At 72.5% G+C, this 25552-nt stretch carries 20 protein-coding genes; 14 read left to right on the top strand and 6 right to left on the bottom strand.

Annotation, left to right across the window (positions count from 1 at the left end; translation table 11 throughout):
- Positions 1-382: 382 nt before the first annotated feature.
- Positions 383-796, bottom strand: coding sequence for an MMPL family transporter (locus O1G21_RS03655; RefSeq protein WP_270150759.1), 414 nt, complete (start codon positions 794-796; stop codon positions 383-385).
- A 281-nt stretch (positions 797-1077) separates the two neighbouring features.
- Here O1G21_RS03655 and O1G21_RS03650 point away from each other — a divergent pair, with 281 nt between their 5' ends.
- Genes O1G21_RS03650 through O1G21_RS03615 form a run of 8 tightly spaced genes read left to right on the top strand, consistent with a single transcriptional unit; the run spans position 1078 to position 9077 of the window.
- Positions 1078-2760: an ABC transporter substrate-binding protein gene (locus tag O1G21_RS03650; RefSeq protein ID WP_270140684.1), complete on the top strand. Its 1683-nt coding sequence runs from the start codon at positions 1078-1080 to the stop codon at positions 2758-2760.
- Complete coding sequence (locus tag O1G21_RS03645; RefSeq protein ID WP_270140683.1) at positions 2757-3638, top strand: ABC transporter permease; 882 nt, start codon at positions 2757-2759, stop codon at positions 3636-3638. Before O1G21_RS03650 ends, O1G21_RS03645 begins: the two co-directional genes overlap by 4 nt.
- Positions 3635-4627 carry an ABC transporter permease gene (locus O1G21_RS03640; RefSeq protein ID WP_270140681.1) on the top strand — a complete coding sequence of 331 codons (993 nt, stop codon included), beginning with the start codon at positions 3635-3637 and terminating at the stop codon, positions 4625-4627. Before O1G21_RS03645 ends, O1G21_RS03640 begins: the two co-directional genes overlap by 4 nt.
- Positions 4624-5436, top strand: a complete 813-nt coding sequence (locus O1G21_RS03635; protein ID WP_405000584.1) for an ABC transporter ATP-binding protein — start codon at positions 4624-4626, stop codon at positions 5434-5436. Before O1G21_RS03640 ends, O1G21_RS03635 begins: the two co-directional genes overlap by 4 nt.
- Positions 5433-6398, top strand: a complete 966-nt coding sequence (locus tag O1G21_RS03630) for an ABC transporter ATP-binding protein (RefSeq protein WP_270140679.1) — start codon at positions 5433-5435, stop codon at positions 6396-6398. Before O1G21_RS03635 ends, O1G21_RS03630 begins: the two co-directional genes overlap by 4 nt.
- Complete coding sequence (locus O1G21_RS03625) at positions 6395-7678, top strand: alpha/beta fold hydrolase (RefSeq protein ID WP_405000583.1); 1284 nt, start codon at positions 6395-6397, stop codon at positions 7676-7678. Before O1G21_RS03630 ends, O1G21_RS03625 begins: the two co-directional genes overlap by 4 nt.
- Before the next feature lie 22 nt (positions 7679-7700).
- Positions 7701-8873 (top strand): M6 family metalloprotease domain-containing protein, encoded by a 1173-nt coding sequence (locus O1G21_RS03620; protein ID WP_270140677.1) that lies wholly within the window; start codon positions 7701-7703, stop codon positions 8871-8873.
- 45 nt (positions 8874-8918) lie between these two features.
- Positions 8919-9077, top strand: coding sequence for a hypothetical protein (locus O1G21_RS03615; protein WP_270140675.1), 159 nt, complete (start codon positions 8919-8921; stop codon positions 9075-9077).
- Here the strand turns inward: O1G21_RS03615 and O1G21_RS03610 are convergent.
- Complete coding sequence (locus tag O1G21_RS03610) at positions 9068-10042, bottom strand: LysR family transcriptional regulator (RefSeq protein ID WP_270140673.1); 975 nt, start codon at positions 10040-10042, stop codon at positions 9068-9070. The two genes, O1G21_RS03615 and O1G21_RS03610, sit on opposite strands and share 10 nt — an antisense overlap.
- Positions 10043-10060: 18 nt before the next feature.
- Positions 10061-11341, bottom strand: a complete 1281-nt coding sequence (locus O1G21_RS03605) for a citrate synthase (protein ID WP_270140671.1) — start codon at positions 11339-11341, stop codon at positions 10061-10063.
- A gap of 142 nt (positions 11342-11483) precedes the next feature.
- Between O1G21_RS03605 and O1G21_RS03600 the strand changes: the two genes are divergently transcribed.
- Positions 11484-12635: a citrate synthase/methylcitrate synthase gene (locus tag O1G21_RS03600; RefSeq protein ID WP_270140669.1), complete on the top strand. Its 1152-nt coding sequence runs from the start codon at positions 11484-11486 to the stop codon at positions 12633-12635.
- A 29-nt stretch (positions 12636-12664) separates the two neighbouring features.
- On the opposite strand, the gene O1G21_RS03595 is transcribed toward O1G21_RS03600, so the two are convergent.
- Both O1G21_RS03595 and O1G21_RS03590 read right to left on the bottom strand, forming a co-directional pair.
- The gene (locus O1G21_RS03595) at positions 12665-12988 is read right to left on the bottom strand and encodes a hypothetical protein (protein WP_270140667.1); all 324 of its coding nucleotides are present in this window, start codon (positions 12986-12988) and stop codon (positions 12665-12667) included.
- Complete coding sequence (locus tag O1G21_RS03590) at positions 12981-13181, bottom strand: hypothetical protein (protein ID WP_270140665.1); 201 nt, start codon at positions 13179-13181, stop codon at positions 12981-12983. The genes O1G21_RS03595 and O1G21_RS03590 overlap by 8 nt, the downstream gene beginning before the upstream one ends.
- Positions 13182-14025: 844 nt before the next feature.
- Here O1G21_RS03590 and O1G21_RS03585 point away from each other — a divergent pair.
- The 5 genes from O1G21_RS03585 to O1G21_RS03565 all read left to right on the top strand — a co-directional run bounded on the left by O1G21_RS03585 (position 14026) and on the right by O1G21_RS03565 (position 21783).
- Complete coding sequence (locus O1G21_RS03585) at positions 14026-15870, top strand: Ig domain-containing protein (RefSeq protein ID WP_270140663.1); 1845 nt, start codon at positions 14026-14028, stop codon at positions 15868-15870.
- Between the two features lie 136 nt (positions 15871-16006).
- Positions 16007-16465: a hypothetical protein gene (locus O1G21_RS03580; RefSeq protein ID WP_270140662.1), complete on the top strand. Its 459-nt coding sequence runs from the start codon at positions 16007-16009 to the stop codon at positions 16463-16465.
- Positions 16466-16596: 131 nt separating this feature from the next.
- Positions 16597-17589 (top strand): ABC transporter ATP-binding protein, encoded by a 993-nt coding sequence (locus O1G21_RS03575; protein WP_270140660.1) that lies wholly within the window; start codon positions 16597-16599, stop codon positions 17587-17589.
- Positions 17586-18965, top strand: a complete 1380-nt coding sequence (locus O1G21_RS03570; RefSeq protein WP_270140659.1) for an ABC transporter permease — start codon at positions 17586-17588, stop codon at positions 18963-18965. The genes O1G21_RS03575 and O1G21_RS03570 overlap by 4 nt, the downstream gene beginning before the upstream one ends.
- Before the next feature lie 67 nt (positions 18966-19032).
- On the top strand, positions 19033-21783 hold the full coding sequence (locus O1G21_RS03565) for a bifunctional YncE family protein/alkaline phosphatase family protein (RefSeq protein ID WP_270140657.1): 2751 nt from the start codon (positions 19033-19035) through the stop codon (positions 21781-21783).
- A gap of 93 nt (positions 21784-21876) precedes the next feature.
- Here O1G21_RS03565 and dnaE read toward each other — a convergent pair whose 3' ends face one another.
- Positions 21877-25443 (bottom strand): DNA polymerase III subunit alpha, encoded by a 3567-nt coding sequence (gene dnaE, locus O1G21_RS03560; protein WP_270140655.1) that lies wholly within the window; start codon positions 25441-25443, stop codon positions 21877-21879.
- Positions 25444-25552: the final 109 nt, after the last annotated feature.

Raw genomic sequence — 25552 nt, 5'->3', positions numbered from 1 at the left:
TCCCGGCTGGCACCTCTTGGCGGCAACCGTGCTGCTGGTCCGTCCGGCTGGGCAGGCCCTTCGGTGACCGGGCGACGGCCACGAGGGCCTCCGGCTCGCGCACGGCCCCGGTCGGGGCGGCCGGCTCCGGGCTCCGGGTGGGGGCAACGCGATGCTGTGGGCGAATCCGGTCATGGCCACTCCGGCCCGTCGGTTCATCCGACGGGCCGGAGTGCTGCCGGATGTGAGGGTCGGGGAGCGGGATGTCGTGATGCGCCAGGCGTCGATTCCGGCGAGGTTGATCGCGAGTCCGGTGAGCCGGTGTCGGAGACTGGTCCTGGCCAGGGGCCGACCGTGCGACGGCCCGTGTGGAATGGTCACCGGGGCGAGCCGCGGAGGCGAGTCAGTCGGCTGGCCTCGGCGCTGCCGCTACGTTCGGGTGTGGGGTGAGCACGGCCAGGGTGGCGAAGGCGTACCGCGCCGGTCGGCGCATGACCCGGCCCGCCAGTCGTTCCCAGCCGCCCGGCCCTTGCCCGGCGGACTTCGGGTGCGGTCGCCGGGGGAGCGGTACCCGCAGGGAGTCGATCCGCCGTCCGAGGACGGCGAGCGCCGCGGGCAGGACGGTGAGCGCCCCGGCCATCGCCACCAGGACGGCGGCCGTTCCGCCGAGGGACATCGACCGGAGGAAGACCTCGGGGAAGACCAGCATGCTGGCCAGCGCGAGCGTGACGGTGAGGCCGGACAGGAAGACCGTCCGCCCCGCGGTGGCCACGGTCCGCGCGACCGCCTCGCGCGGCTCCCACCCGGTCCGTAGCAGCGCCGGCCCGGGCCGCCGACCGCCCGAGGAGGGGGCGCGCGCTGACGTAGCCGGGCAGCCGGGTCACGGCGAGGCGATCCGGCTGCCCGACCACGGAGGCCGTTGATCAGTCGTCCGCCTCCGGGCCGAGGACGGTGGCGTGGAGGGTGCCCGGCTGGTGCGGTCGGCCGCCCTCCGGCTGTCATAACGCGATGTGATGGGGTGCTGGGATCTTCTGGCGGGCTCCCCGGTCGGCCACTCTTCTCCCACGCATGAAATGTCACATCATGCCTGGAGGAGACGTGGGACAACGAAGAGTCGGGCCGGCCCTCGCCGTGGCCCTGGGGCTGCTGTCGGCCGCCGGTTGTACGGGAGCCGGCGGCGCCGCCACCGGGGCGAACACGGCCGCGGTGAAGGGCGGCACGCTGCACGTGCTGTCCACCCTCGACCTGGAGCACCTGGACCCGGCGCGCAACTACGTCACGTCCTCGCAGGACGTGAGCCGGCTGATCTACCGGACGCTGACCACCTTCGCCGCCGCGCCCGGCCAGGCGGGCGGGAAGATCGTGCCGGACCTGGCCACCGACACCGGTCGGCCCAGCGACGGCGCGAGGACCTGGACCTTCACCCTCAAGCCGGGGGTGAAGTTCGAGGACGGCCGCCCGATCACCAGCGGGGACGTCAAGTACGGGGTCGAGCGGACCTTCGCCGCCGAGCTGCCGGAGGGCCCGCCGTACGCCCGGATGTGGCTGGCCGGCGGCGACTCGTACAAGGGGCCCTACCAGGATCCCGCCGGGCTGGCCTCGATCGAGACCCCGGACGACAGCACCGTCGTCTTCCATCTCAACCGCCCGGTGGCCGACTTCGGTTCGGCGGTGGCACTGCCGATGTTCGCCCCGGTGCCGAAGGACAAGGACACCGGCGTCGGCTACGACTCCCGCCCGTTCTCCTCCGGCCCGTACGAGATCGAGAGCTATGAGCCCAAGAAGCGGCTCACCCTGGTCCGCAACCCCAGCTGGGACCGGGCGACCGACGGCGTGCGCAAGGGCCTGCCCGACCGGGTCGTCATCGACCTGGGCCTGGACGCGGCGGTGGTCGACCAGCGGCTGATCGCCGGTCAGGGCGAGGACGCGAACGCCGTCGCGCTGGAGCCGATCGGCCCCGCCTCGGTCGGGCGGGTGCTGAACGATCCGCGGCTGAAGAGCCGGCTGGTCACCGGCGACTCGATCAACACCCGCTACCTGAGCATCAACACCAGGCACCAGCCGCTCGACGACGTCCGGGTGCGCCAGGCCATCGCCTACGCGCTGGACAAGGACGCCCTGCGCACCACCCGCGGCGGTCCGATCGCCGGTGACCTGGCGACCAGCCTGCTGCCGCCGTCCCTCGGCTATCCGGCCGAGGACCCCTACCCGAGTCAGGACGGCAAGGGCGATCCGGACAAGGCCAAGGCGCTGCTCGCCGAGGCGGGCCACGCCTCCGGCCTCACCCTGACCCTCGACGCCCCCGCCTCCACCGCCGGCAAGGCGCAGGCCGAGGCGGTGCAGGCCTCGCTCGGGCGGGCCGGCATCACCGTGAAGATCAACGAGATCAGCTCCTCGGCCTTCTACAGCACGGTCGGCAACACCGCCCAGGAGCACGACCTGGTGATCGCCGGCTGGTCCCCGGACTGGCCGGGCGCCTCCACGTACCTGCCGATCGTCTTCGACGGCCGGCTGATCACCGCTCAGGGGAACAACAACTACGCGCAGTACGACTCCCCGGCCGTCGACGCGCGGATCGACGGGATCGCCGCGACCGACGACCCGGCCGCGGCCCGGGCGGCGTACGGGCAGCTCGCGCAGCAGATCATGCGGGACGCCCCGGTGGTGCCGTTCCTCTGGGACAAGGCGCCGGTCCTGACCGGCCCGAACGTCACCGGGGCGTACGGGCACATCGGCTACGTCGGCCGGCTCGACCTGGTCTCCCTGGGTGTGCGCAAGTGACCGCCGTCCGCAGGCTGTTGGCCCAGCGCTCGGCCGCCCTCGCACTGGCCGTGGTGGCCGCGCTGGTCCTGGTCGCGGCCGCCGCGCCGCTGATCACCTGGATCACCGGGAGCTCGCCGACCGCCTTCCACGGCGACGCGGTGGACCCGGCGCTCGGCGGCCTGCCGCGCGGCGCGGCGGGCGGGATCAGCGCCCGGCACTGGCTCGGCGTCGAGCCGGTCAACGGCCGGGACGTGCTCGCCCGGGTGGTGTACGGCGCACAGGTGTCACTGCTGATCGCCGTGCTCGCCACCGCGCTGTCGGTGGTGCTGGGCACGGCGCTGGGCCTGGTCGCCGGCTTCTTCGGCGGGTGGGTCGACACCGCGATCGCACGCACCATGGACCTGCTGCTGTCCTTCCCCAGCCTGATCTTCATGATCGCGCTGATCTCGGCGGCGCCCGGCACGGACCGCCGACTGCTGCTGGTCGTGGTCCTCGGCTTCTTCGGCTGGCCGTACGTCGGCCGGATCGTCCGCGGACAGGCGATGGTGCTCGCGCGGGGCGAGTTCGTCGCGGCCGCCCGGGTGCTCGGCGCCTCCCGCCGGGCGCTGCTGCTGCGCGAGGTGCTGCCCAACCTGACCGGACCGGTGCTGGTGGTGGCCACCATGTCGATCCCCGGCTACATCGCCACCGAGGCCGGCCTGTCCTTCCTCGGCGTCGGCGTCCAGGCCCCCACCCCCTCCTGGGGCCAGATGATCGCCACCGCCGTGCCCTGGTACGCCGCCGACCCCGCCTACTTCCTGATCCCCGGCGCCTTCCTGTTCGTCACCGTGCTCGCCTTCAACGTGCTCGGCGACGCCGTCCGGGACACGCTCGACCCCCGGAGCCAGCGACGATGATCCTCTACCTGCTGCGCAGACTGGCCGTCACGGCCGCCATCCTGCTGGTGATCTGCGCCGCCACCTTCGCCATCTTCTACCTGATGCCGGCCGACCCGGCGCAGGGCGCCTGCGGCAAGGCCTGCAGCCCGGAACGGATCGCCGAGATCCGCACCACCCTCGGGCTGGACCACTCGCCGCTGCGCCAGTTCGGCGACTACCTGACCGGCATCGTCTCCGGCCGGACGTACGGCAGCGGACCGCAGGCCGTCGACTGCCCGTTCCCGTGCCTGGGGTTCAGCTTCCAGACCGACCAGCCGGTGTGGCAGCTGCTCACCAGCCGGCTGCCGGTCAGCTTCTCGATCGCCGTCGGCGCCGCCGTGCTGTGGCTCGCCGTCGGCGTCGGCGCCGGGGTGGTCTCGGCCCTGCGGCGCGGCAGCCTGTGGGACCGGGCCGCGATGACGGCCGCCCTCGGCGGGGTCTCGCTGCCGATCTACTTCACCGCCCTGGTACTGCAGTACCTGCTGGTGGTGCGGCTCGAGCTGCTGCCGTACCCGCAGGTCGTGCCGTTCACCGCCGATCCGCTCGGCTGGGCGCAGTCGATGCTGATGCCCTGGATCACCCTCGCCCTGCTGTACGCCGGGATCTACGCCAGGGTCACCCGCGGCGAGATGCTGGAGAGCCTCGGGCAGAACTACGTGCGCACCGCCCGGGCCAAGGGCCTGCCCGAACTCACCGTGGTGCGGCGGCACGCCCTGCGGCCCGCCCTGATGCCGATCGTGACCATCTTCGGCATGGACCTCGGCGCGCTGCTCGGCGGTGCGCTGATCACCGAGTCGGTGTTCGGGCTGCCGGGCGTCGGCAAGCTGGCGGCCGACGCGATCGCCTCCGCCGACCAGCCGGTGATCCTCGGGGTGACGCTGTTCGCCGCCTCCTTCGTGGTGCTCGCCAACCTGCTGGTGGACCTGGTCTACGCCGTGCTCGACCCGAGAGTGAGGGCCGTCGGATGACCCTGCTGACGGTACGTGACCTGGCCGTGGAGTTCCGCTCCGGCGTCCGCGCCGTGGACGGGCTCGACCTCGACCTGGAGGCCGGACAGGTGCTCGGCGTGGTCGGCGAGTCCGGCAGCGGCAAGTCGGTCACCAGCCTCGCCGTCCTCGGCCTGCTGCGCGACGCCCGGGTCAGCGGCGAGATCCGCTTCGACGGGCGGGAGTTGACCGCCCTCGACCAGCGCTCGCTGCGCCGGCTGCGCGGCGACCGGATCGCGATGATCTTCCAGGACCCGCTGTCCTGCCTCAACCCGTACTACTCGGTGGCCTTCCAGATCGCCGAGGCCTACCGGGCGCACCACCGCGCCGGACGCCGGGAGGCGCACCGGGTCGCGGTGCGGATGCTGGACCGGGTCGGCATCCCGGAGCCGGAACGGCGCGCCCGCTGCCACCCGCACGAGTTCTCCGGCGGGATGCGCCAGCGGGTGATGATCGCGATGGCCCTGTGCCTGGAACCCGACCTGCTGATCGCCGACGAGCCGACCACCGCGCTGGACGTCACCGTCCAGGCCCAGATCCTCCAACTGCTGCGCGAACTCCGCGAGGAGGCGGGCACCGCCATCATGCTGATCACCCACGACATGGGCGTGGTCGCCGGACTGGCCGACCAGGTCGTGGTGATGCACCACGGCCGCGCGGTCGAGCGCGGCCCGGTCCGGGACGTGTTCCACCGACCGAGGGAGCCGTACACCCGCGGCCTGCTCGCCTGCGTCCCGCGCATCGACGGGCCCCTGCCGGACCGGTTGCCGACCCTGGGAGTCGCGGAATGAGCCTGCTCGACGTACGGAACCTGGTCAAGCGCTACCCGGTCCGCCACGGCCTGACCCGGCGATTGGCCGGCCACGTCGCGGCCGTCGACGGGGTCTCGCTGGCCGTCGGGCCCGGCGAAACCCTCGGCCTGGTCGGTGAGTCCGGCTGCGGGAAGTCCACCCTCGCCAAACTGATCACCCGCCTGGAGCGCCCCACCTCGGGCGGCATCCACTTCGCCGGGCACGACCTCGCCGGGCTGGACGAGCCGGCGCTGCGCCCGCTGCGCCGCGACCTGCAGATGGTCTTCCAGGACCCGTTCTCCTCGCTCAACCCCCGGCACACCGTCCGCCGGATCCTCGCCGGACCCTACCGCTACCAGGGCCTGGAGCCCGACCAGCCGGCCGAGGCACTGCTGGCCCGGGTCGGCCTGCGGCCGGAGCACGCCGACCGGCACCCGCACGAGTTCTCCGGCGGTCAGGCCCAACGCATCGGGATCGCACGGGCGTTGGCGTTGCGGCCGAAGCTGGTGGTGTGCGACGAGCCGGTCTCGGCCCTCGACGTTTCGGTCCAGGCGCAGATCCTCAACCTGCTCAGGGACCTCCAGGACGAGTACGGGCTGAGCTACCTGTTCATCGCCCACGACCTCGGCGCCGTCCGCCAGATCAGCACCCGGATCGCCGTGATGTACCTCGGCGCGGTCGTCGAAACCGCCGACCGCGACACCCTGTTCGCCCACCCCGCCCACCCGTACACCCACGCCCTGCTGTCCGCCGTGCCGCTGCCCGACCCGGACCTGGAGAGCGCCAGGGAACGGATCGTGCTCCACGGCGACCCGCCCAGCCCGCTCGACCCGCCCAGCGGCTGCCGCTTCCGCACCCGCTGCCCCAGGGCCGACGAACTCTGCGCAGCCGAACGACCGCAGCTGCGCACGATCGCCCCCGGACAACAGGTCGCCTGCCACCACCCCGAGAGGACACCGTGATCCACGCCCAGTACCGGCTGCCCGGACTCGCCGTGACCGACCACGTCTTCACCGCACCGCTCGACCACGCCGAACCCGCCCGCGGAACCATCGAACTGTTCGCCCGCGAGGTCGTCGACCCGGTCCGCTCCGGCGAGCGACTGCCCTGGCTGCTCTACCTCCAGGGCGGACCGGGCGGAAAGTCCCCCCGCCCGCTGAACGCCACCTCCGGCTGGCTCGGCCACGCCCTCAAGACCCACCGGGTGCTGCTACTGGACCAGCGTGGCACCGGGCGCTCCAGCCCGCTCACCGCCCGGGCCGCCATCCGCTTCCCCTCGGCCCACGCACTGGCCGACCACCTCGGCCGCTTCCGCGCCGACTCGATCGTCGCCGACGCCGAACTGATCCGCCGCCGGCTGTGCGGCGACGACCCCTGGGAGGTCCTGGGCCAGAGCTACGGCGGCTTCGTCACCCTCAGCTACCTCTCCTTCGCCCCCGAAGGCCTGCGCGCCTGCTACGTCACCGGCGGCCTGCCCGGCCTCGACGCCACCGCCGACGACGTCTACGCCGCCACCTACCCCCGGGTGCGCGACACCGTGGGCGCCTACTACGCCCGCTACCCCGGGGACCGCCCCCTGGTCCGCCGGATCGCCGACCTGCTCGAGGGCCGGGCCGTCCACCTCCCCGACGGCGACCGGCTGACGGTCCGCCGACTGCGCACCCTGGGACTCGCGCTCGGCATGGGCGACGGCTTCGAACGCCTGCACTGGCTCCTCGACGAGGCCCTCGCCCCGGACGGCCAGCCCTCGGCCACCTTCCTCCAGCAGGTGGCGCAGCTGACCGGCTTCACCGACAACCCGCTCTTCGCCGCCCTCCAGGAGTCGATCTACGGCCGCCCCGGAGCCGCCACCGGCTGGGCCGCCGCCCGGGCCCTGGCCGGGCAGCCCGGGTTCGCCGAGGACACCGACCCCCTGCTGTTCACCGGCGAGATGTTCTACCCGTGGATGTTCGAGGAGATCGCCGGGCTGCGCCCGTTCGCCGGGGCCGTCCACCTGCTCGCCGAACGCACCGACTGGCCCGCCCTGTACGACCCGGCCCGGCTCGCCGCCAACCGGGTGCCAGTGGCCGCCGCCGTCTACCACGACGACATGTACGTCGACGCCGGCCTCTCGCTGCGCACCGCCCGCACGGTCGGCGCCCTGCGCTCCTGGGTCACCGGCGAGTGGCAGCACGACGGGGTGACCGCCTCCGGCGAGCGGGTGCTCGCCCGCCTGATGGACCTGGCCTCCGGCCGGTGCTGACCCACCACTTCGAAGGAGAACGATGAGACCGCACCCGCTCGCCGCCGCCCTGGCGCTCACCCTGCCCCTGCTCGCCGCCACCCCGGCGGCGGCCGACCCGGCCCGGCCCGGCGCTCCGGCCGCCGACTGCGCCCTGGCCGGAGCCACCGGCTGGACGGACGAGGGCCACAACACCGACCACACCCAGTTCCAGCAGCCGCTCGGCACCAAGCACGTGCTGATGGTCTTCGTCGACTTCCCCGACGCCCCGGCCACCGGCACACCCGACGACTACTACCGCCAACTCGCCCCGGCCGCCGACTGGATGAGGCAGGACTCCTACGGCCGGGCCCGGCTGGACATCGACCCGCTGAAGCGCTGGATCCACATGCCGCAGGCCGCCTCCTCCTACGGCTTCGAGCGCGGCATCACCTTTGAGCAGCACGAGCTCTACGTGAAGCAGGCCGTCCAGGCGGCCGACCCGTACGTGGACTTCTCCCGGTACGACATGCTCTACATCGTCCCGACCAGGACCGCCTCCGCGATCACCTTCTCGCCCACCTACCTCTACGACCCGACCACCGCGGGCATCACCGCCGACGGCCGGCGGATCAAGTGGGCGGTCACCTTCGGCCAGGACATGTACCACTGGGGCTACAAGGTCGCCGACCACGAGACCTCCCACACCTTCGGCCTGCCCGACCTCTACGCCTTCACCGCCACCGACTACCACCGCTACGTCGGCGGCTGGGACCTGATGGGCGACATCGCCGGTCCCGCACCCCAGCACCTCGGCTGGGAGCGCTGGAAGTTCGGCTGGATCGACGACCGCCAGGTCGCCTGCCTGCCCGCCGCCGGCAGCCGGACCGTCCGCCTCAGGGCGGTCGAACGCCCCGGCGGCACCAAGATCGCGGTGATCCGGACCGGCCCGACCACCGCCTACGTCGCCGAGTCCCGCCGGGCCGTCGGCGGGGACGCCAGGGCCTGCTCCACCGGCGTGCTGATCTACCAGGTCAACACCGCCACCCCGACCGGCGAAGGCCCGATCCGGGTGGTCAACGGCAACCCGGGAGCCACCCCGCCGGCCGGCTGCACCGCCCTCGATCTGGCCGCCTACCAGCCGGGCCAGTCCTTCAGCGACCCGACCACGGGTGTCAGGATCGACGTCGTCGAGCGCGGACCGCTCACCGACACCATCAGGGTGACCAGGCAGTAGACCCGGCCAGCCTCGACCACCACCGGCAACGGGCCGATCCGGGTGGTGAGCAACCCCAACGCCACCGCACCCAGCGGGAGTTGCACCGTGCTGGACAGGCAGCGCTGGCAACCCGGCCAGTGTTTCCAGGACGACACCGCCCGGATCCGGATCCGCGTCAACGCCTCCGGCGCCGCCACCGACACGGTCTGGACCTACAGGTGATGACCGGTCAGCGGTGCGGCGCCCGCGCGCCTTTCGAGCCAGCCCCGGTAGACCGGGCTGCGGGCGCACGCCGCCCGGTACGCCTCGGTGACGTCCCGCACGAGCGAGGGGCCCAGCGCCACCAGCGGCCCCTCCTCGTGCCAGGCGAGCAGATGCCGGTACCAGAGCGGGTTCCCGGCGACCGGCCGTACGGCGATGCCCGGCACCTCCTCGTACGTGGCCTGGCAGAAGCTCACCGCGTGACCGTTGCGGACCACGTCCAGGAGGAGCCTGCCCTCCGCCTCGTGGACGACGCGCAGGCGGTGGCCCAGGACGAGCAGGGTCCTGGACCAGTACTCACGGATCCGGTCGTTGTCCGGAGGAGGAGCCGCCCAGTCCTCCTCCTCGAGGTCCGCCAGCCCGACCTCCTCCAGCGCCGCCAGCGGATGGTCCGCGGGCAGGGCCACGAAGAGCGGCTCGGTGGCGACCGGTTCGACGGCGACCCCCGGCGGGAGCGCCAGCTCGTAACCGGGGCTGTCGCCCACCACGGCAGCTTCCAGCCGGCCGCCCGCGACGTCCTCGACCAGCGGGACGGGCGAGCCCTGGCCGCGCGAGCTGATCTCGGCCTCCGGGTGGTGCGACCTGATCGCCGCGATCAACCCGCCGAGCAGCGGAGCGTTGACGGAGCCGAGCCGGAAGCGGTGCGGCGAACGGCCGCTGCGCGCGGCGAGGGCGGAGACCCCCAGCAGCTCGTCGACGGTCGGCAGCACCGCCCGGGCCCGGCTGAGCACCACCTCCCCGAACGCGGTCGGCACGACCCCCGACGGCGCGCGGCTGAACAGCTCACCCCCGAGCACCCGCTCGATCCGCGTCAACTGGGCACTCAGGCCGGGCTGGGTCAGCCGCAGCGCCGCGGCGGCCCGCGTCAGACTCCCGCTGTCCGCGATGCTGCAGATGATCCGGAGGTGCCGGAGTTCGAGCTCCATGGCGAGATGGTACGGAGATCAGCTCGGCTTCGACAGGGGTGCGTTCGGGGCGGACCGCGGGCGCGGGCCGGTGTAGTGGCCGCGGGCGCGCATCCGCAGTGGTTCCTCGCGGTACTCCTCGACCGCGTGGGCGATCCAGCCCGGGGTGCGGGCCACCGCGAAGACCACCTCGCCGGCCTGCGCCGGCAGTCCGGCGGCCAGGGCCATGGCGGCCAGGGCCAGGTCGATGTTGGCCCGCAGGGCCGGCCGCCCGGCCGGGCCCGCCGCCGCCTCGACCTCGGTGACCGCCGCGACCACGGCCGGGCCGCCGTCGAGCCGGCCGACCGCGTCGAGCAGGGCGACCGCCCGGGGGTCGCCCTGCGGGTAGAGCCGGTGGCCGAGGCCGGGGATCGGCCGGCCGGTGCGCAGGTAGTCGGAGACCACCGGCACCGCGCCGTCGGCCAGCACCTCGGCGAGCATCCGGTGCGCCAGGGGGCTGGCCGCGCCGTGCAGCGGGCCGTCGGTCGCGCCGAGCCCGGCGGAGACCACCGCGTACGGATGGGCCCGCGCCGAGGCCGCGACCCGGGCCGCCACCGTGGACACCGCCAGCTCGTGGTCGATCAGCAGCACCAGGGCGCGGTCCAGGCAGGTCAGCGCCTCGGGCGCGGGCGCGGTGGTGGCCAGCCGGCTCCACAGCCGCGCGGCGAGCGGGGCGTCGGGGCCCGGGTCGGGGTCGGGCGCGGTGCGGGGGAGCGCCTCCACCATGCCGGCGATCAGGGCCGCGCCGGCCGCCAGCACGGTCTGTTCGCGCAGGTCGAAGCGGAGCGGGTCGAGCGCGGCGGCGACGGTGGCCGAGATCCGCAGCCGGTCGGGCAGCCGGATCCCGTCGGGCAGTGCGGCGGCGGCCCGGGTGAGCGCGTCGGCGGTGGTGGGCGGCACCCGCAGCGCCACGGGGGCGTCGGTGCCCAGCCCCCAGAGCCAGCCGATCGCGGCCTCGAAGCCGTGCTCGGCGGCGAGTTCGACGGCGTCCCGGCCGCGGTAGTAGAGCCGGCCGTTCTCGATCAGGGTCAGCTCGGTCCGCACGGTGACCGGTCCGCCGGCCCAGGGCTCACCGGCCGGCGCTTCGCCCGCCGGCGGGCGCACCGGGGCGCGGCGGCCGCGGGCGGCCAGCTCGGCCACCTCGCGGGCGTCGAAGGTGCTGCCCTTGCCGCCCGGGGCCCGCTCGCTGCTGAGCTGGCCGCGGCTGGCGTAGGCGTACACCGTCTCCACCTTGACTCCGAGCTGCTCGGCGACCTGCTGGGTGGTCAAGCGTTCGGTCATGGTCTGCCCTCGTCCTCGTACCGCATCCGGATGATGATCCACAGTATTCCACATTGATTACGATCAACGTTGACAACATGGATCAATGATCGGAGAGTACAGATCGTCACCCGAACGAACACCCATCAGGAGGACAGCAGCCATGCCGAGCACCACCGAGATCGACGTCCCGCGCGGCCTCAAGGGCGTCGTCGTCACCGAGACCGAACTCAGCGACGTCCGCGGGCTGGAGGGCTTCTACCACTACCGCCAGTACTCGGCGATCGACCTCGCCGAGCAGCGCACCCTGGAGGACGTCTGGCACCTGATGCTGCTCGGCGAGCTGCCCGACCCGGCCCGCCGCGCCGCCTTCCTGGCCCGCACCGCACCACTGCGCCGACTGCCCGACGCGCTGCGCCCGCTGCTGCCCGCCCTGGCGGCGAGCACCGCGCACGGCGGCCCGCTCACCGCCCTCGGCGCCGCGCTGTCGATCGCCGCCGCCGACCGCGGCATCCGGCCGCTCTACGACACCGCGCCCGACCGGCGGGTCGAGGACGCCCTGTTCGCCACCGCGCTGGTGCCCACCGTCCTGACCGCGCTGCACCGGCTGCAGCAGGGCGAGCAGCCGATAGAGCCGCGCGACGACCTCGGCTACGCCGCCAACTACCTCTACATGCTGACCGGCGAGGAGCCCACGCCGGCCAAGGCCCGGGCGATCGAGCAGTACCTGATCTCCACCGTCGACCACGGCTTCAACGCCTCCACCTTCACCGCCCGGGTGATCGCCTCCACCGGGGCCGACCTGGTGGCCTGCCTGGTCGGCGGGCTGGGCGCGCTCTCCGGGCCGCTGCACGGCGGCGCGCCGAGCCGGGCGCTGGACACCCTGGACGCGATCGGCACCCCGGAGCGGATCGACGGCTGGATCCGCGAGCACGTGCTGGCCGGCGACCGGATCATGGGCTTCGGCCACGCCGTCTACCGCACCGAGGACCCGCGCTCCCGGATGCTGCGCGGGGTCGCCGAGTCCTTCGGCGGCGAGCTGGTCGACCTCGCCGTCCAGGTCGAGGCCCGGGTCGAGGCGATCCTGGCCGAGCTGAAGCCGGGCCGCGAACTCCACACCAACGTGGAGTTCTACGCCGGCGTGGTGATGCACCTGTGCGGCCTGCCCCGGGAGATGTTCACCCCCACCTTCGCCGCGGGCCGGGCGATCGGCTGGAGCGCCAACATCCTGGAACAGGCCGCCGACTCCAAGATCATCCGTCCCTCCGCCCGCTACACCGGCCCCGCCGCCCCGGCCCCGCTGCCCGCGGCCTGAAGTCCTTCGGCTCCGGCGGGTCCGGGCCGTCACGGTGGGCGCGCCGCGTCAGTGGCCCCGGTGCAGGAGGCGGGCGACCCGGGGACGGGGGCGGCGGTGAGGAGGAACGCCGCTGCCGTCAGCAGCCAGGCGGCGACCGCGATCCAGAGCAGGACCTGCCCGAGCGGGCGCAGCCCGGCGAGGTGGGTGGCGGTGGCGAGGGCGGCGGGGGCCGGGCAGTCGGGACCGGTGGCCGCGGCGAGGGTGGCGGCCAGGACGGGGAGCGCCTGGGTGGAGACGCACGACGACGCCGGACAGCCCGCGCCCCGGGTGCACCCCGGAGCGCGGATGCCGCTCGGGCGGGACTCACTCACGGACGCCCGCGGCCTCGATCGCCCGGTGGCGGGTCTCCCGGCCGGTGGCGCCGGAGGCGGTGCCCAGGGTGACGAGGGCGCAGAGGGCGACGGTCGCCAGCAGCTGCGGCCACGGGACCACTGTCGGCGCGTCGGTCACCAGCCGGTCCAGGGCGGCGTGTTGGGTCAGCGCGGCGGTACGCCTTGCGCACACCGGCGAGCCGGACGACGTCGCCCCCACCGCCCCCGCTCGCCGTGCCGTCGGAGGACGGACCCGAAGTCCGTGCCGGTAGAGCCTTGTTGCGGAACACGCGTACGCCTTTTCGCTGAGGGATGGCCAGGCGGGGACCTGCGTCACCCCGCCGCACCGAAGCCAGGGCTCGGCACGAGGCCGGCGCCTCCGGAACCCACCCTGATCTCGACCCTGAAGGGGCCCCTGAGGCGCGTCGGGGAAGGGCGTCCGGTCGGCGAGTGGCCTCCGGCTTCAGCGCTCATGCGCTCATCGTGGTACGCCCGGGGCCCGCGTCAACGGCCTTCCACCGGACGGGTCGCGCCCGAACCGGCCGGTTCCGGCACGGTGGCCGGCGGTTGCCGCGGAACGTTCCCGGAGGGTGGGTCCGTGCCCCGGGGCGGGTGCCGAAAACCGTTCACGGGCCATGACGGAATGTTGAAGCCGCGACGTTTCACTGAATGCGGAAACAGTCTTTCGGGCGGTATTCAGTGAATGCGGAGGGCTTGCGAGAGGCCGCCGACCGGGCGGTTCACCTGCTGGAACCCCGTTCTTAATGTTTCCTTACCCTTGTCCGTTGACCTGCATTCATCAACTCTGCTTTCCTTCATGCCCAGCGGACATCCCCCACCGAAAGACAGTCAATTCCGGTTGCCCGGAAGAAACGACCGGATTTGGCGAGCGGGTGGAATCCGCCGTCTGCTCCCTTCCCCACAAAGGGATCGCTCGCGGCCCCCAGCCGTACGGGCGATCGGTACCAGAGAGGCACCCTCACCCCATGGGTCACTCCCGCAGAATGCGGCGCGCGAAGTACGCGGCGCTCACTGGCATGGCGTCACTCGCCCTCGCCGCCGCCGGCCTCGCCGGCGCGGCCGGTCCCGCCGCCGCGCAGGACATCTCCAGCTCCTCGGGCAGCATCGGCAACGAGTTCAACCCCTGGAGCCCGCAGAACGGCCACCCGTACCGCCACGGCGCGGTGCCGGGCAAGCAGCAGCACGAGAACTACAAGAAGTGGCTCGCCGCCCACAACCAGGCCGCGGCCACCGGCCAGCAGACGCTCTCCTACGGCGGCGGCGTCGACGGCATCGGCGTGCAGAGCGGTCACTCCAAGGTCTACCTGGTCTTCTACGGCAACCAGTGGGGCACCCAGACCACCGACGCCAACGGCAACGCCAAGTTCTCCGGCGACTCGGCCGGCGCCGCCGGTGCCACCCAGCAGATGTTCAAGGGCATCGGCACCAACGGCGAGACCTGGTCGGCCGACCTGACCCAGTGGTGCGACGGCCCCAACGTCGCCTCCGGCGCGGTCAGCTGCCCGTCCAACGCCAACTTCATCCCGTACCAGAGCGGCGGCGTCCTCTCCGGCGTCTGGTACGACAACGCGGCCGCCTCGCCCGCCCAGGCCACCGGCAACCAGCTCGCCCAGGAGGCCGTCAAGGCCGCCGGCCACTTCGGCAACACCACGGCCGCCGCCAACCGCGACGCGTACTACATCATCCTGTCGCCGCACGGCACCAACCCGGACGACTACCAGAACCCCACCACCGGGTACTGCGCCTGGCACGACTGGAACGGCGACACCACCCTCACCGGCGGCGCGGCCAGCTCGCCCTACGGCGACATCGCCTTCTCGAACCAGCCGTACAACATCGACCAGGGCGCCAGCTGCGGCGTCGGCTTTGTCAACTCGCCCGGTACGCTGGACGGTTGGACGATGACCCTCGGCCACGAGTGGCACGAGATGATGTCCGACCAGAACCCGGCCGGCGGCTGGACCAACCACGTGTCGGGCAGCTCGTACAACGGCCAGGAGAACTCCGACGAGTGCGCCTGGATCAAGCCCGGCTCGCCCGGCGGCGCCGCGAACGTCTCCTTCGGCTCCTTCGGCACCTTCGCCGAGCAGGCCAGCTGGTCGAACGACACCAACTCCTGCGCGATCTCGCACGCCATCCTGACCCACGGCAACACCGTCACCGTCACCAACCCGGGCAACCAGTCCGGCACCGTCGGCACCGCGGCCAGCCTGCAGATCAGCGCGAGCGACTCGGCCTCCGGCCAGACCCTGAGCTACTCGGCCACCGGCCTGCCCGCCGGCCTGTCGATCAACTCCTCGACCGGCCTGATCTCCGGCACGCCGACCGCCGCCGGCACCTCCAGCGTGACGGTCACCGCGACCGACACCACCGGCGCCTCCGGCAACACCACCTTCACCTGGACCGAGTCCTCCACCTCGGGCGGCAGCGCCGTCACCAACGGCGGCTTCGAGAACGGCAACGCGACCGGCTGGACCACCACCGGCAGCGCCTCCGTCCTCGGTGCGGCCGCCCACAGCGGCAGCTACGGCCTGCAGCTCGGCTCGACCAGCCCGAGCACGGACTCCACCGCCGCCCAGACCTTCACCGCGCCGACCGGCTCCAGCAAGCTGTCCTTCTGGTACAGCAACACCTGCCCGGACACCGTGACCTACGACTGGGCCACCGCGACCCTGAAGGACAACACCACCGGCACGACCACCACGGTCCTCGCCAAGACCTGCTCCTCCGCCGCGACCTGGACCAACCAGACCGCGTCCGTCACCGCCGGTCACTCGTACACGCTCACCCTGAGCAACCACGACGACGACTACGCGGGTGACCCGACCTACACCTACTACGACGACGTGACCGTCTCCTGACGATCGCCTCGCCGTGACGCACCGGGGTGGGCCTCGCGCCCGCCCCGGTGTGCTTTTCTCGTTTTCGGGGGGATCCGATCCGGCCTCCGGTGCGTCGAACCGGTACCGCCCACAACCCCTGCACTAAGGAACCGCCGTGAACCCGAGAAGACCTGCCGCCCTCGCCCTGACCTGCGCCGCCGCCCTGCTGGCCCTGACCGGCTGCGGCTCGAAGGGAGCCTCGACGGCCTCGTCCGCCGTGGCGCCCACCACCACGGCGATGACCACCCCGGCCGCCGTGACCGCCGACGAACACGCCAACCACACCACCCTGAAGGTCGCGGTGGGCGCCACCGTCACGGTCCAACTGCACGGCACCTACTGGTCCGCCGCCACCAGCTCCGCCCCCGACGTCCTCGCCCCGGCGGGCTCCCCGACCACCGTGCCGTCCCCCTCCTGCCGCCCGGGCGGCGGCTGCGGAACCGTCACCACCTCCTTCGCCGCCCGCACGGCCGGCACCGCCCACCTCACCGCCTCCCGCACGGCCTGCGGCGAGGCCCTCAACTGCTCGCCGGACCAGCGCACCTACGACGTCACGATCGAGGTCACCGGCTGAGCGCAGGACGGGATCGACCTGACCGTAACCCGCCGAGCCGACCGTCAGCTGTTCCACCGGTGTTCAACCGCGCGATCCTGACTCCACCCCGTCAACCCCCTAGCTTCCCTGGGGGACTGCGAGAAGGAGCCATGGAAGAAACCCAACCTGCCGTACGGGCACGCGGATTGACGAAGTGCTTCGGTGACGTCGTGGCGCTCGACGACGTCGGGCTGGAGCTGGTGCCCGGGCGGATCCACGGGCTGGCCGGGCCGAACGGGGCCGGGAAGACCACGCTGCTGGGGCTGCTGCTCGGACTGGCGGTCGCCGACGGCGGCGAGCTGGAGGTGCTGGGCCGACCGGTCGGACGGGCACTGGCCGCGCCGGACGGGGTGGCCGGATTCGTCGACGGCCCCGGCCTCTACCCGTCGCTGACCGCGCGGAAGAACCTGTCCGCGCTGGCGGCCCTGCGCGGGCAGGACGCCGGGGCCCGGCGGATCGACGAGGTGCTGGCCGAGGTCGGGCTCACCGACGTCGCCGACGACCGGGTGCGGGGCTTCTCGCTGGGCATGCGCCAGCGGCTCGGACTGGCCGCCGCGCTGCTCACCGACCCCCGGCTGCTGGTCCTCGACGAGCCCTCCAACGGCCTGGACCCGGCGGGCAAGCAGCACGTCCACGGGGCGCTGCGGCGGCTCGCGGACGACGGCGTCACGGTCGTCCTGTCCAGCCACCGGATGGACGACCTCGAGGCGCTCTGCTCCGAGGTGACGATCCTCGCGACCGGGCGGGTGTGCTTCTCCGGCCCGCTGGGCGGCCTGGCGGCCGGGGCCCGCGAGCTCGACCACCGCCTGCTCACCTCCGATCCCGAGGCCGCCCGGCGGGTGGCCGCCGCGACCGCCGGGGTGCGGGTCGTGGACGGGGCCGCGGTGTGGCGCGGCACCGAGGCGCTGGTGGTGCGCGCCTCCGGGGTGGCCGTCGAGCAGTTGGTGGCCGCGCTGGTGCGGGAGGGCGTACGGGTGCGCGAGGTCGCCCCGGTGGTGTCGCCGCTGGAGGCCGCGTACCTCGCCCTCACCGAGGAGCACCTCACCGACGAGCACCTCACCGACGAGCACCTCACCGGGAAGCAGCAGGAGGGCGGGCGATGAGCACGGTCGCGGCCGGAAAGGCGGTGGCCGGAGCCGGCCCCGCCGTCGCAGTCGGGGCCCGCCGGGTGCCGGTGGGCCGGGTGTACCGCTTCGAGCTGGTCAAGCTCGTCTCGCAGTGGCGGATCCGGCTGCTGGTGCTGGCCTGTTGGGCGCTGCCCGGGCTGTTCGTGGCGGCCGTGGCCCAGCAGGGGACGCTGCCCTCCGACACCCTGTTCGGCCGCTGGATGCACGCCACCGGCTGGGCCGGCCCGCTGGTGGTGCTGGGCTTCGCCGGCTCCTGGGCGCTGCCGCTGCTGACCTCCGTGGTCGCGGGCGACGTGTTCGCCGCCGAGGACCGGCTCGGGACGTGGCGGCACCTGCTGGTGGCGGTCCGCTCACCGCGGCGGATCTTCCTGGCGAAGACCCTGGCGAGCGCGACCGTGCTCGCGCTGCTGGTGGCCGGGCTGGTGGCCTCCAGTACGGTCGGCGGGCTGGCGGCGGTCGGCGACCAGCCGCTGGTCGGCGTCGACGGCCACCAGCTGGCGCCGTCCGATTCGGCCACGAGCGTCCTGCTGGCCTGGGCCTGCGCCCTGGCGCCCACCCTGGCGCTGGCGGCGCTCGGTCTGCTCGGCTCCGTCATCCTGGGCCGCTCCCCGATGGGGCTGCTGGTCCCGGCGCTGTCCGCGGTCGCGATGCAGCTGGCCCAGCTGCTGCCGCTGCCGGTGGCGCTGCGCCTGGCGCTGCCCGGTTACGCCTTCGTGTCCTGGAACGGGCTGTTCGCCGACCCGGCCCGCCTTACGGAGCCGCTGATCGCCGTCGCGGTGAGCCTGTTGTGGGCCGTGGTGGCGGGCACCGCGGCCTACCTGCTGTTCGTCCGGCGGGACTTCACCAACGGCAGCGAGGACGGCGGCGGGCGCCGGGCGCTCGTCCTCGGGGTGGCGCCGCTGGCCGGGCTGCTGGTGCTGGCCTTCGGGGCGGTCGCGGTGGCCGCGCCGTCGACCGGCTCGGGGATCACCCGGGCGAAGGTGCAGCGCACGGTCGCCACCGTGTTCGCGCACCTGTACCGGCTGCAGACCGAGCGGCTGCACCGCCCCGCCGTCACCGAGGCCGACCTTCGGGTCACGGCGGAGTGCAGCCGGGGCGACGGCCAGGTCGACCCGGAGGGGCCTGGCAACGACTGGCGCTGCGCGGTCACCTGGCACCTGCCCGGTACGGCGGCCCCGGGGACGGCGGTCTACCAGCTGGACGTGGCCTCGGACGGGCGGGTGACGGCGGACGGTGACGGTCCGAAGGAAGTGAACGGCTACTTCCTGGTGCACACCCCGACCGGGGACGCGCCCAACCCGCTGTGGCAGTTCGACGGCCAGATCGACCTGCTCGCCCCCGCGACGGGCTGACCAGGCCCGGCTAACCCGAACCTCCCCCCAACGCACCTCCACGCACTCACAACGAAGGGCTGACGCCATGCAGGTAACGCGTCGTCGACGTGTCCAGAAGGAGCACGCCGCGCTGCCCGGCCGGCGTGCGGGCCGCCGGGCCCTCCTGGCCACGGCGTGCATCACGGCCGTGGCCGTGGCCACGGGCACGGCTTTCGCGGCCACCCAGCAGTTCGGCACCGACCAGGTCGGCCAGGTCACCGCCGACGGCCAGGTGATCTCCAGCGACCAGTACATCGCCCCGTACGGCGACCGGCTGGTCATCGACAACGGCAAGATCATGGGTTCCCGGGTCAGCCCGGACGGCGGTCACCTGGCCGCCACGCTCGCCGACGGCGACGCCTCCCTGGTCGTGGTGGACCTGAAGACCGGCCGGGTGCAGCAGCGCGCCGGCAAGGCCAAGACGGCCGACCTGCACCTGACCGACGGCTCGGTCGGCCAGGAGGCCCCGGTGTACTCGCCGGACGGCAAGCAGCTGTGGCTGGGCCAGCTCGACGGCTACACCCGGTTCACCGTGAAGGCCGACGGCACCCTGGCCGACCCGGTGAAGGTGGCGATCCCGGCCGACGTCGACAAGCACGCGCTGGCCTCCGGCGCGGTGTTCTCGGCCGACGGCTCGACGCTGTACGCCGCGGTCAACGGGCAGAACCGGGTGGTCGCGATCAACACGGCCACCGGCGCGCTCGGGCAGAGCTGGACGACGGGCAACGCGCCGCGCGGCATCGTGGAGGTCGGCCACAAGCTGTACGTCAGCAACGAGGGCGGGCGCCCCGCCACCTCCGACGACGACACCCTCAACTCCTACGGCACCCAGGTCCCGGCCGACCCGGACACCGGCGCCGCGACCTCGGGCACCGTCAGCGTGATCGACCTCTCCGACCCGGCCGCCGCCGTCGGCTCGATCGACGTCGGCCTGCACCCGACCGCGGTGTACGCCAAGAACGGGACGGTCTTCGTCGCCGACACCTCCTCCGACCAGGTGTCGGTCATCGACACCGGGCGCGACGAGGTCGTCCAGCGGATCTCCACCAGACCGTGGCCGGAGGCCTCGGTGGGCTACGAGCCGACCGCGGTGACGCTCACCGACGACGGCCGCCTGCTGGTCACCCTGGGCCGCGCCGACGCGGTGGCCGTCTACCGCTTCACCGGCGCCCAGGAGCCGGTGAGCTACGTCGGCCTGCTGCCCACCGACTACTTCCCGGCCGAGGTCACCACCGTCGGCTCGAAGGTGGTCGTCTCCAACACCCGCGGCATCGACGCCCGCCGCCCCAACTCCACCGGCGCCCACAGCACCCACGACACCACCTCCAGCCTGACCTGGTTCACCCTGCCGGGGGACAAGGAGATCCGCTCCCAGACGGCCAAGGTCTTCCAGCAGAACGGCTGGACCAGGAACGCGGTCCGCACGGCCGACCGGCACAAGGCCAAGCCCGTACCGGTGCCGGCCCGGATCGGCGACCCGTCGCCGATCAAGCACGTCTTCCTGATCGTCAAGGAGAACCGGACCTACGACCAGGTCTTCGGCGACATCGGCAAGGGCGACGGCGACCCGAAGCTGGCCCAGTTCGGCGCCAACGTGACGCCCAACCAGCAGGCGCTGGCCCGGCAGTTCGGGCTCTACGACAACACCTACGACATCGGCACCAACTCCGCCGAGGGCCACAACTGGCTGATGCAGGCGGACAACCCGGAGTACACCGAGTCCTCGGCGGGCGAGTACGAGCGCAGCTACGACACCGAGGACGACGCCCTGGGCCACCAGCGCTCCGGCTTCCTGTGGACGGGGGCCCAGGCGGCCGGCCAGGACGTGCGCGACTTCGGCGAGTTCCACCAGTTCCTCACCAAGCCCGCCGGCGCCGACTGGCAGAACCTGTACTGCGACGCCAAGCACATGGAGGCGACCGGCGACGCCACCGCCTACCCGCTCAACTCCTCCTCGCCGATCCCCTCGCTCAACGACGTCTCGGTGCCCGGCTTCCCGAAGTTCGACCTCGACGTGCCGGACCAGTACCGCTACCAGATCTGGAAGCAGGACTTCGAGCGGAACGGCCCGGCGGCGCTGAACATGCTGTGGCTGTCCAGCGACCACACCGGCGGCCCGGCCAGTCCGGCCGCGCAGGTCGCGGACAACGACCTGGCGGTCGGCCGGATCGTCCAGGAGATCTCGCACAGCGAGTACTGGAAGGACTCCGCGGTCTTCGTGGTCGAGGACGACTCCCAGGCCGGCCTCGACCACGTCGACGGCCACCGCGCCCCGATCCAGATCATCAGCCCCTGGGCGCAGCACGGCGCCGTCGACAGCCGCTACTACTCGCAGATCACCATGGTCCGCACCATCGAGCAGATCCTCGGGATCCACCCGATGAACCAGAAGGACAGCGCGGCCACCCCGATGGCCACGGCCTTCACCGACAAGCCGGACTTCACGCCGTTCGACGCGGTGCCCAACCGCACCTCGCTGACCGACGGCCTGAAGACCCCGCCCTCCTGCGGCGTCGACGTGCCGGCCCAGCAGGACCGCGGCGCGGCGCCGGCGCCGGTGACCGTCGCCCCGCCGGCGGCCGAGCAGGGTGTCGCGGCCCAGTGGGACGCCTGGAAGGCCAAGCAGCACCTGACCGGCCCGAACGCGGCGCCGGACCGTGCGAACCCGGCCCAGCTGAACCACCTGACCTGGTACCAGACGCACAACTGGACCGCGCCGTACCCGGGCGAGGACGCGATCCACACCCCGGACGACGTCCCCGGTGCCTACGTCCCCTCCGCGGAGAACGACGGCTGATCCACCCGGCTGCCCCTCGGCGAGCGGGCCCCGGACCGGCGCGGAGCCGGTCCGGGGCCCGCTCGTTCCGTCACGAGGGCCGGCCGACGCGGCTCAGGAGCGGACCGCCGCGCCCGCCCAGGAGCGGTTGCCCAGGAGGGTCTTGATGTCCGAGGCGAGCCCGTTGTCGGGGTTCACCTGGAAGCCCAGCTCGTAGAGGGTGTTCTTGTCCCAGTTGGTGGTGAGCAGCCGGACCGGGACGTCGCCGGGGTGGTTCTGGAGGGCGAGTTTGAGTTCGGCGACCACCTCGGGGGTGATCCGGGAGGCCGGCACGGTGATCTGGACCGGCGGTTTGGTACCGAGTTCGGCGGAGGAGACGTCGAGGGTGGTGATCTCCTGGCCGAAGACGCTCAGCGAGCCGTCGCGCTCGTTGAGCCGGCCGCGGATCGAGATCACGTTGTCCTCGACCATCTGATCGGCCATCAGGTTGTAGGTCGCGGGGAAGAACAGCACCTCGACCGAGCCGTCGCGGTCGGCGAGGGTGATGATCGCCCAGGCGTTGCCGGCCTTGTTGATCCGCCGGTCGACGGCGGTGATCAGGCCGGACAGCCGGACCTCGCCCTCGGAGCGGCCGGAGCCGAGGAGTTCGGCGATCGAGGTGTCGCGGTTCTGGGAGAGGATGTGCTCGGCGCCGTCGAGCGGGTGGCTGGAGACGTAGAGGCCGAGCATCTCGCGTTCCAGGGCGAGGAGTTGGCGTCGGGGCCACTCGTTGTCGGTGAGCTGGAAGTCCAGTCCGATGCCGGGCCCGCCGCCGTCGCCGCCGTCGAGGGCGCCGAACAGGTCGTCCTGCCCGATGGCCTGCTGCTTCTTCACCCCGGTGACGGCGTCGATCGCGCTCTCGTGCACGCTGCTGAGCGAGAGCCGGGTGTGGCCGAGCGAGTCGAAGGCGCCCGCCTTGACCAGGGAGTCGACGGTGCGCTTGTTGCAGACCACCAGCTCGACCTTGTCCAGGAAGTCGGCGAAGGAGGTGTACTTGCCCTTCTCGTCGCGGGTCTTCACCAGGGACTCGATCACCGGCACGCCGACGTTGCGCACCGCCTTGAGGCCGAAGCGGACGTCGCTGCCGACGGCGGTGAAGTCGACCACCGACTCGTTGACGTCGGGGGAGAGGATCTTGATGCCCATCTGCCGGCACTCGGCCAGGTAGACGGCCATCTTGTCCTTGTCGTCGGCGACCGAGGTGAGCAGCGCCGCCATGTACTCGGCCGGGTAGTTGGCCTTGAGGTAGGCGGTCTGGTACGAGACCAGGCCGTACGCGGCGGAGTGCGACTTGTTGAACGCGTAGCCGGCGAACGGGACCAGGACGTCCCACACCGCCTGGATGGCCTCGTCGGAGTAGCCGCGCTCCTTGCAGCCCGCGTGGAAGGGCACGAACTCCTTCTCCAGCACCTCCTTCTTCTTCTTGCCCATCGCGCGGCGCAGCAGGTCTGCCTGGCCGAGCGAGTAGCCGGCCAGCACCTGGGCGGCGCGCTGGACCTGCTCCTGGTAGACGATCAGGCCGTAGGTGGGGCCGAGGACGTCCTTGAGCGGTTCCTCCAGCTCGGGGTGGATCGGGATGATCTCCTGCTGGCCGTTCTTGCGCAGCGCGTAGTTGGTGTGCGAGTTCATGCCCATCGGGCCGGGCCGGTACAGCGCGGAGACGGCGGAGATGTCGGCGAACTCGGTGGGCTTCATCAGCTTGAGCAGGGCGCGCATCGGGCCGCCGTCGAGCTGGAACACGCCCAGGGTGTCGCCGCGGGCCAGCAGCTGGTAGGTGGTGGGGTCGTCGATCGGGATCTTCTCGATGTCGACGTCGACGCCCCGGTTGGCCTTCACGATCTTGATGCAGTGGTCGATGATGCCCAGGTTCCGCAGACCCAGGAAGTCCATCTTGATCAGGCCCATGGCTTCGCAGGACGGGTAGTCGAAGCCGGTGATGATCACGCCGTCCTTGTCCCGCATGTGCAGCGGGATCAGGTCGAGCAGCGGGGTGGAGGAGAGGATGACGGCCGCGGCGTGCACACCGGTGCCGCGGATCAGGCCCTCGATGCCCCGCCCGGTGTCGACGATCTTCTTGACGTCCGGTTCGTTCTGGTACAGCGCCCGGATCTCGGTGCCCTCGTTGTAGCGGGGGTGCTTCTCGTCGAACAGGTCGGCCAGCGGCACGCCCTTGCCCATGACGTCCGGCGGCATCGCCTTGGTGATCCGGTCGCCCATCGAGAACGGGTAGCCGAGGATGCGGTTGGCGTCCTTGACGGCGGCCTTGGCCTTGATCGTGCCGAAGGTGTTCACCTGGGCCGTGTAGGCGGCGCCGTACTTCTCGGTCACGTAGCGGACCATCTGGTCGCGCTGGCGGTCGTCGAAGTCGATGTCGACGTCCGGGGGGTTGATGCGCTCGGGGTTGAGGAAGCGCTCGAACAGCAGGTCGTGCTCCAGCGGGTCCAGCTGGGTGATCCCGGTCAGGTAGGCGACCATCGAACCCGCCGCCGAACCACGGCCGGGGCCGACCGGGATGCCGTTGTCCCGGCCGTACTGGCAGATGTCGGCGACCACGAGGAAGTAGGCGTCGAACCCCATCGGGGTGATCACGCCCATCTCCAGCTCGATCCGGTCCAGCACCTCCTGGCTCGGGTTGTCGCCGTACCGGTGCTTCAGCCCGACCTCGATCTTCTTGCGCAGGTACGAGGCCTGGGTCTCGCCCTCGGGCACGTCGAACTGGGGCATCCGGTCGACGTAGCTGAAGACCTCCTCGTACGACTCGACCCGCTCGGCGATCGCGAGGGTGTTGTCGCAGGCCTCCGGCAGTTCGCGGAAGAGCTCGCGCATCTCCTCGGCGGTCTTCACGTAGTAGCCGGTGCCCTGGAACTTGAACCGGTTCGGGTCGTCCTTGTTCTTGCCCACGCCGACGCAGAGCAGGCTGTCGTGGGCGTCGGCCTGGTCGGCGGTGACGTAGTGCGAGTCGTTGGTGGCCAGCAGCGGGATGTTCAACTGCTTGGCCAGCCGCAGGAGGTCGTCGCGGACGTCGCGCTCGATGTCCAGGCCGTGGTCCATCAGCTCCAGGAAGTAGTTCTCCTTGCCGAAGATGTCCTGGTACGCCCCGGCGGCCTTGACCGCCTCCTCGTACTGGCCCAGCCGCAGCCGGGTCTGCACCTCGCCGGAGGGGCAGCCGGTGGTGGCGATGATGCCGCCCGCGTTCGCGGCGATCAGCTCGCGGTCCATCCGGGGCTTCATGTAGTAGCCCTCCATCGACGCGAGCGAGGAGAGCTTGAAGAGGTTCCGCAGGCCGGTGGCGTTCTGCGCCCACATCGTCATGTGGGTGTAGCGGCCGCCGCCGGAGACGTCCTTGCCGCCCTCGCCGTCGGCGCCGGTCGGGCGCTGGCCGCCCGGCGACCAGAACACCTGCTTCTTCAGGAAGCGCGAGCCCGGGGCGACGTACGCCTCGATGCCGATGATCGGCTTCACGGCGGTCTTCGCGGCCGCGTGGAAGAACTCGTACGCCCCGAACATGTTGCCGTGGTCGCTCATCGCGATGGCGGGCATGCCCTGTCTCTCCGCCTCGGCGAACAGCTTGCCGTTCTTCGCCGCCCCGTCCAGCATCGAGTACTCGGTGTGGACGTGCAGGTGCGCGAAGCTGTCGGACACGGCGCTGCTCTCCTCGGTGGACCTCGGGTGGGGGAAGCCGTCCACGCTAGCGGGTCGGCGCGGGCGACGCGCCGAGCGGGGGGTCCTCGGCGGCGACCTTGACGCGTCC

The sequence above is a fragment of the Kitasatospora cathayae genome (genome assembly GCF_027627435.1).
In the GTDB taxonomy this organism is placed as follows: Bacteria; Actinomycetota; Actinomycetes; order Streptomycetales; family Streptomycetaceae; genus Kitasatospora; species Kitasatospora cathayae.
This window is presented reverse-complemented; position numbering and strand designations above follow the sequence as displayed.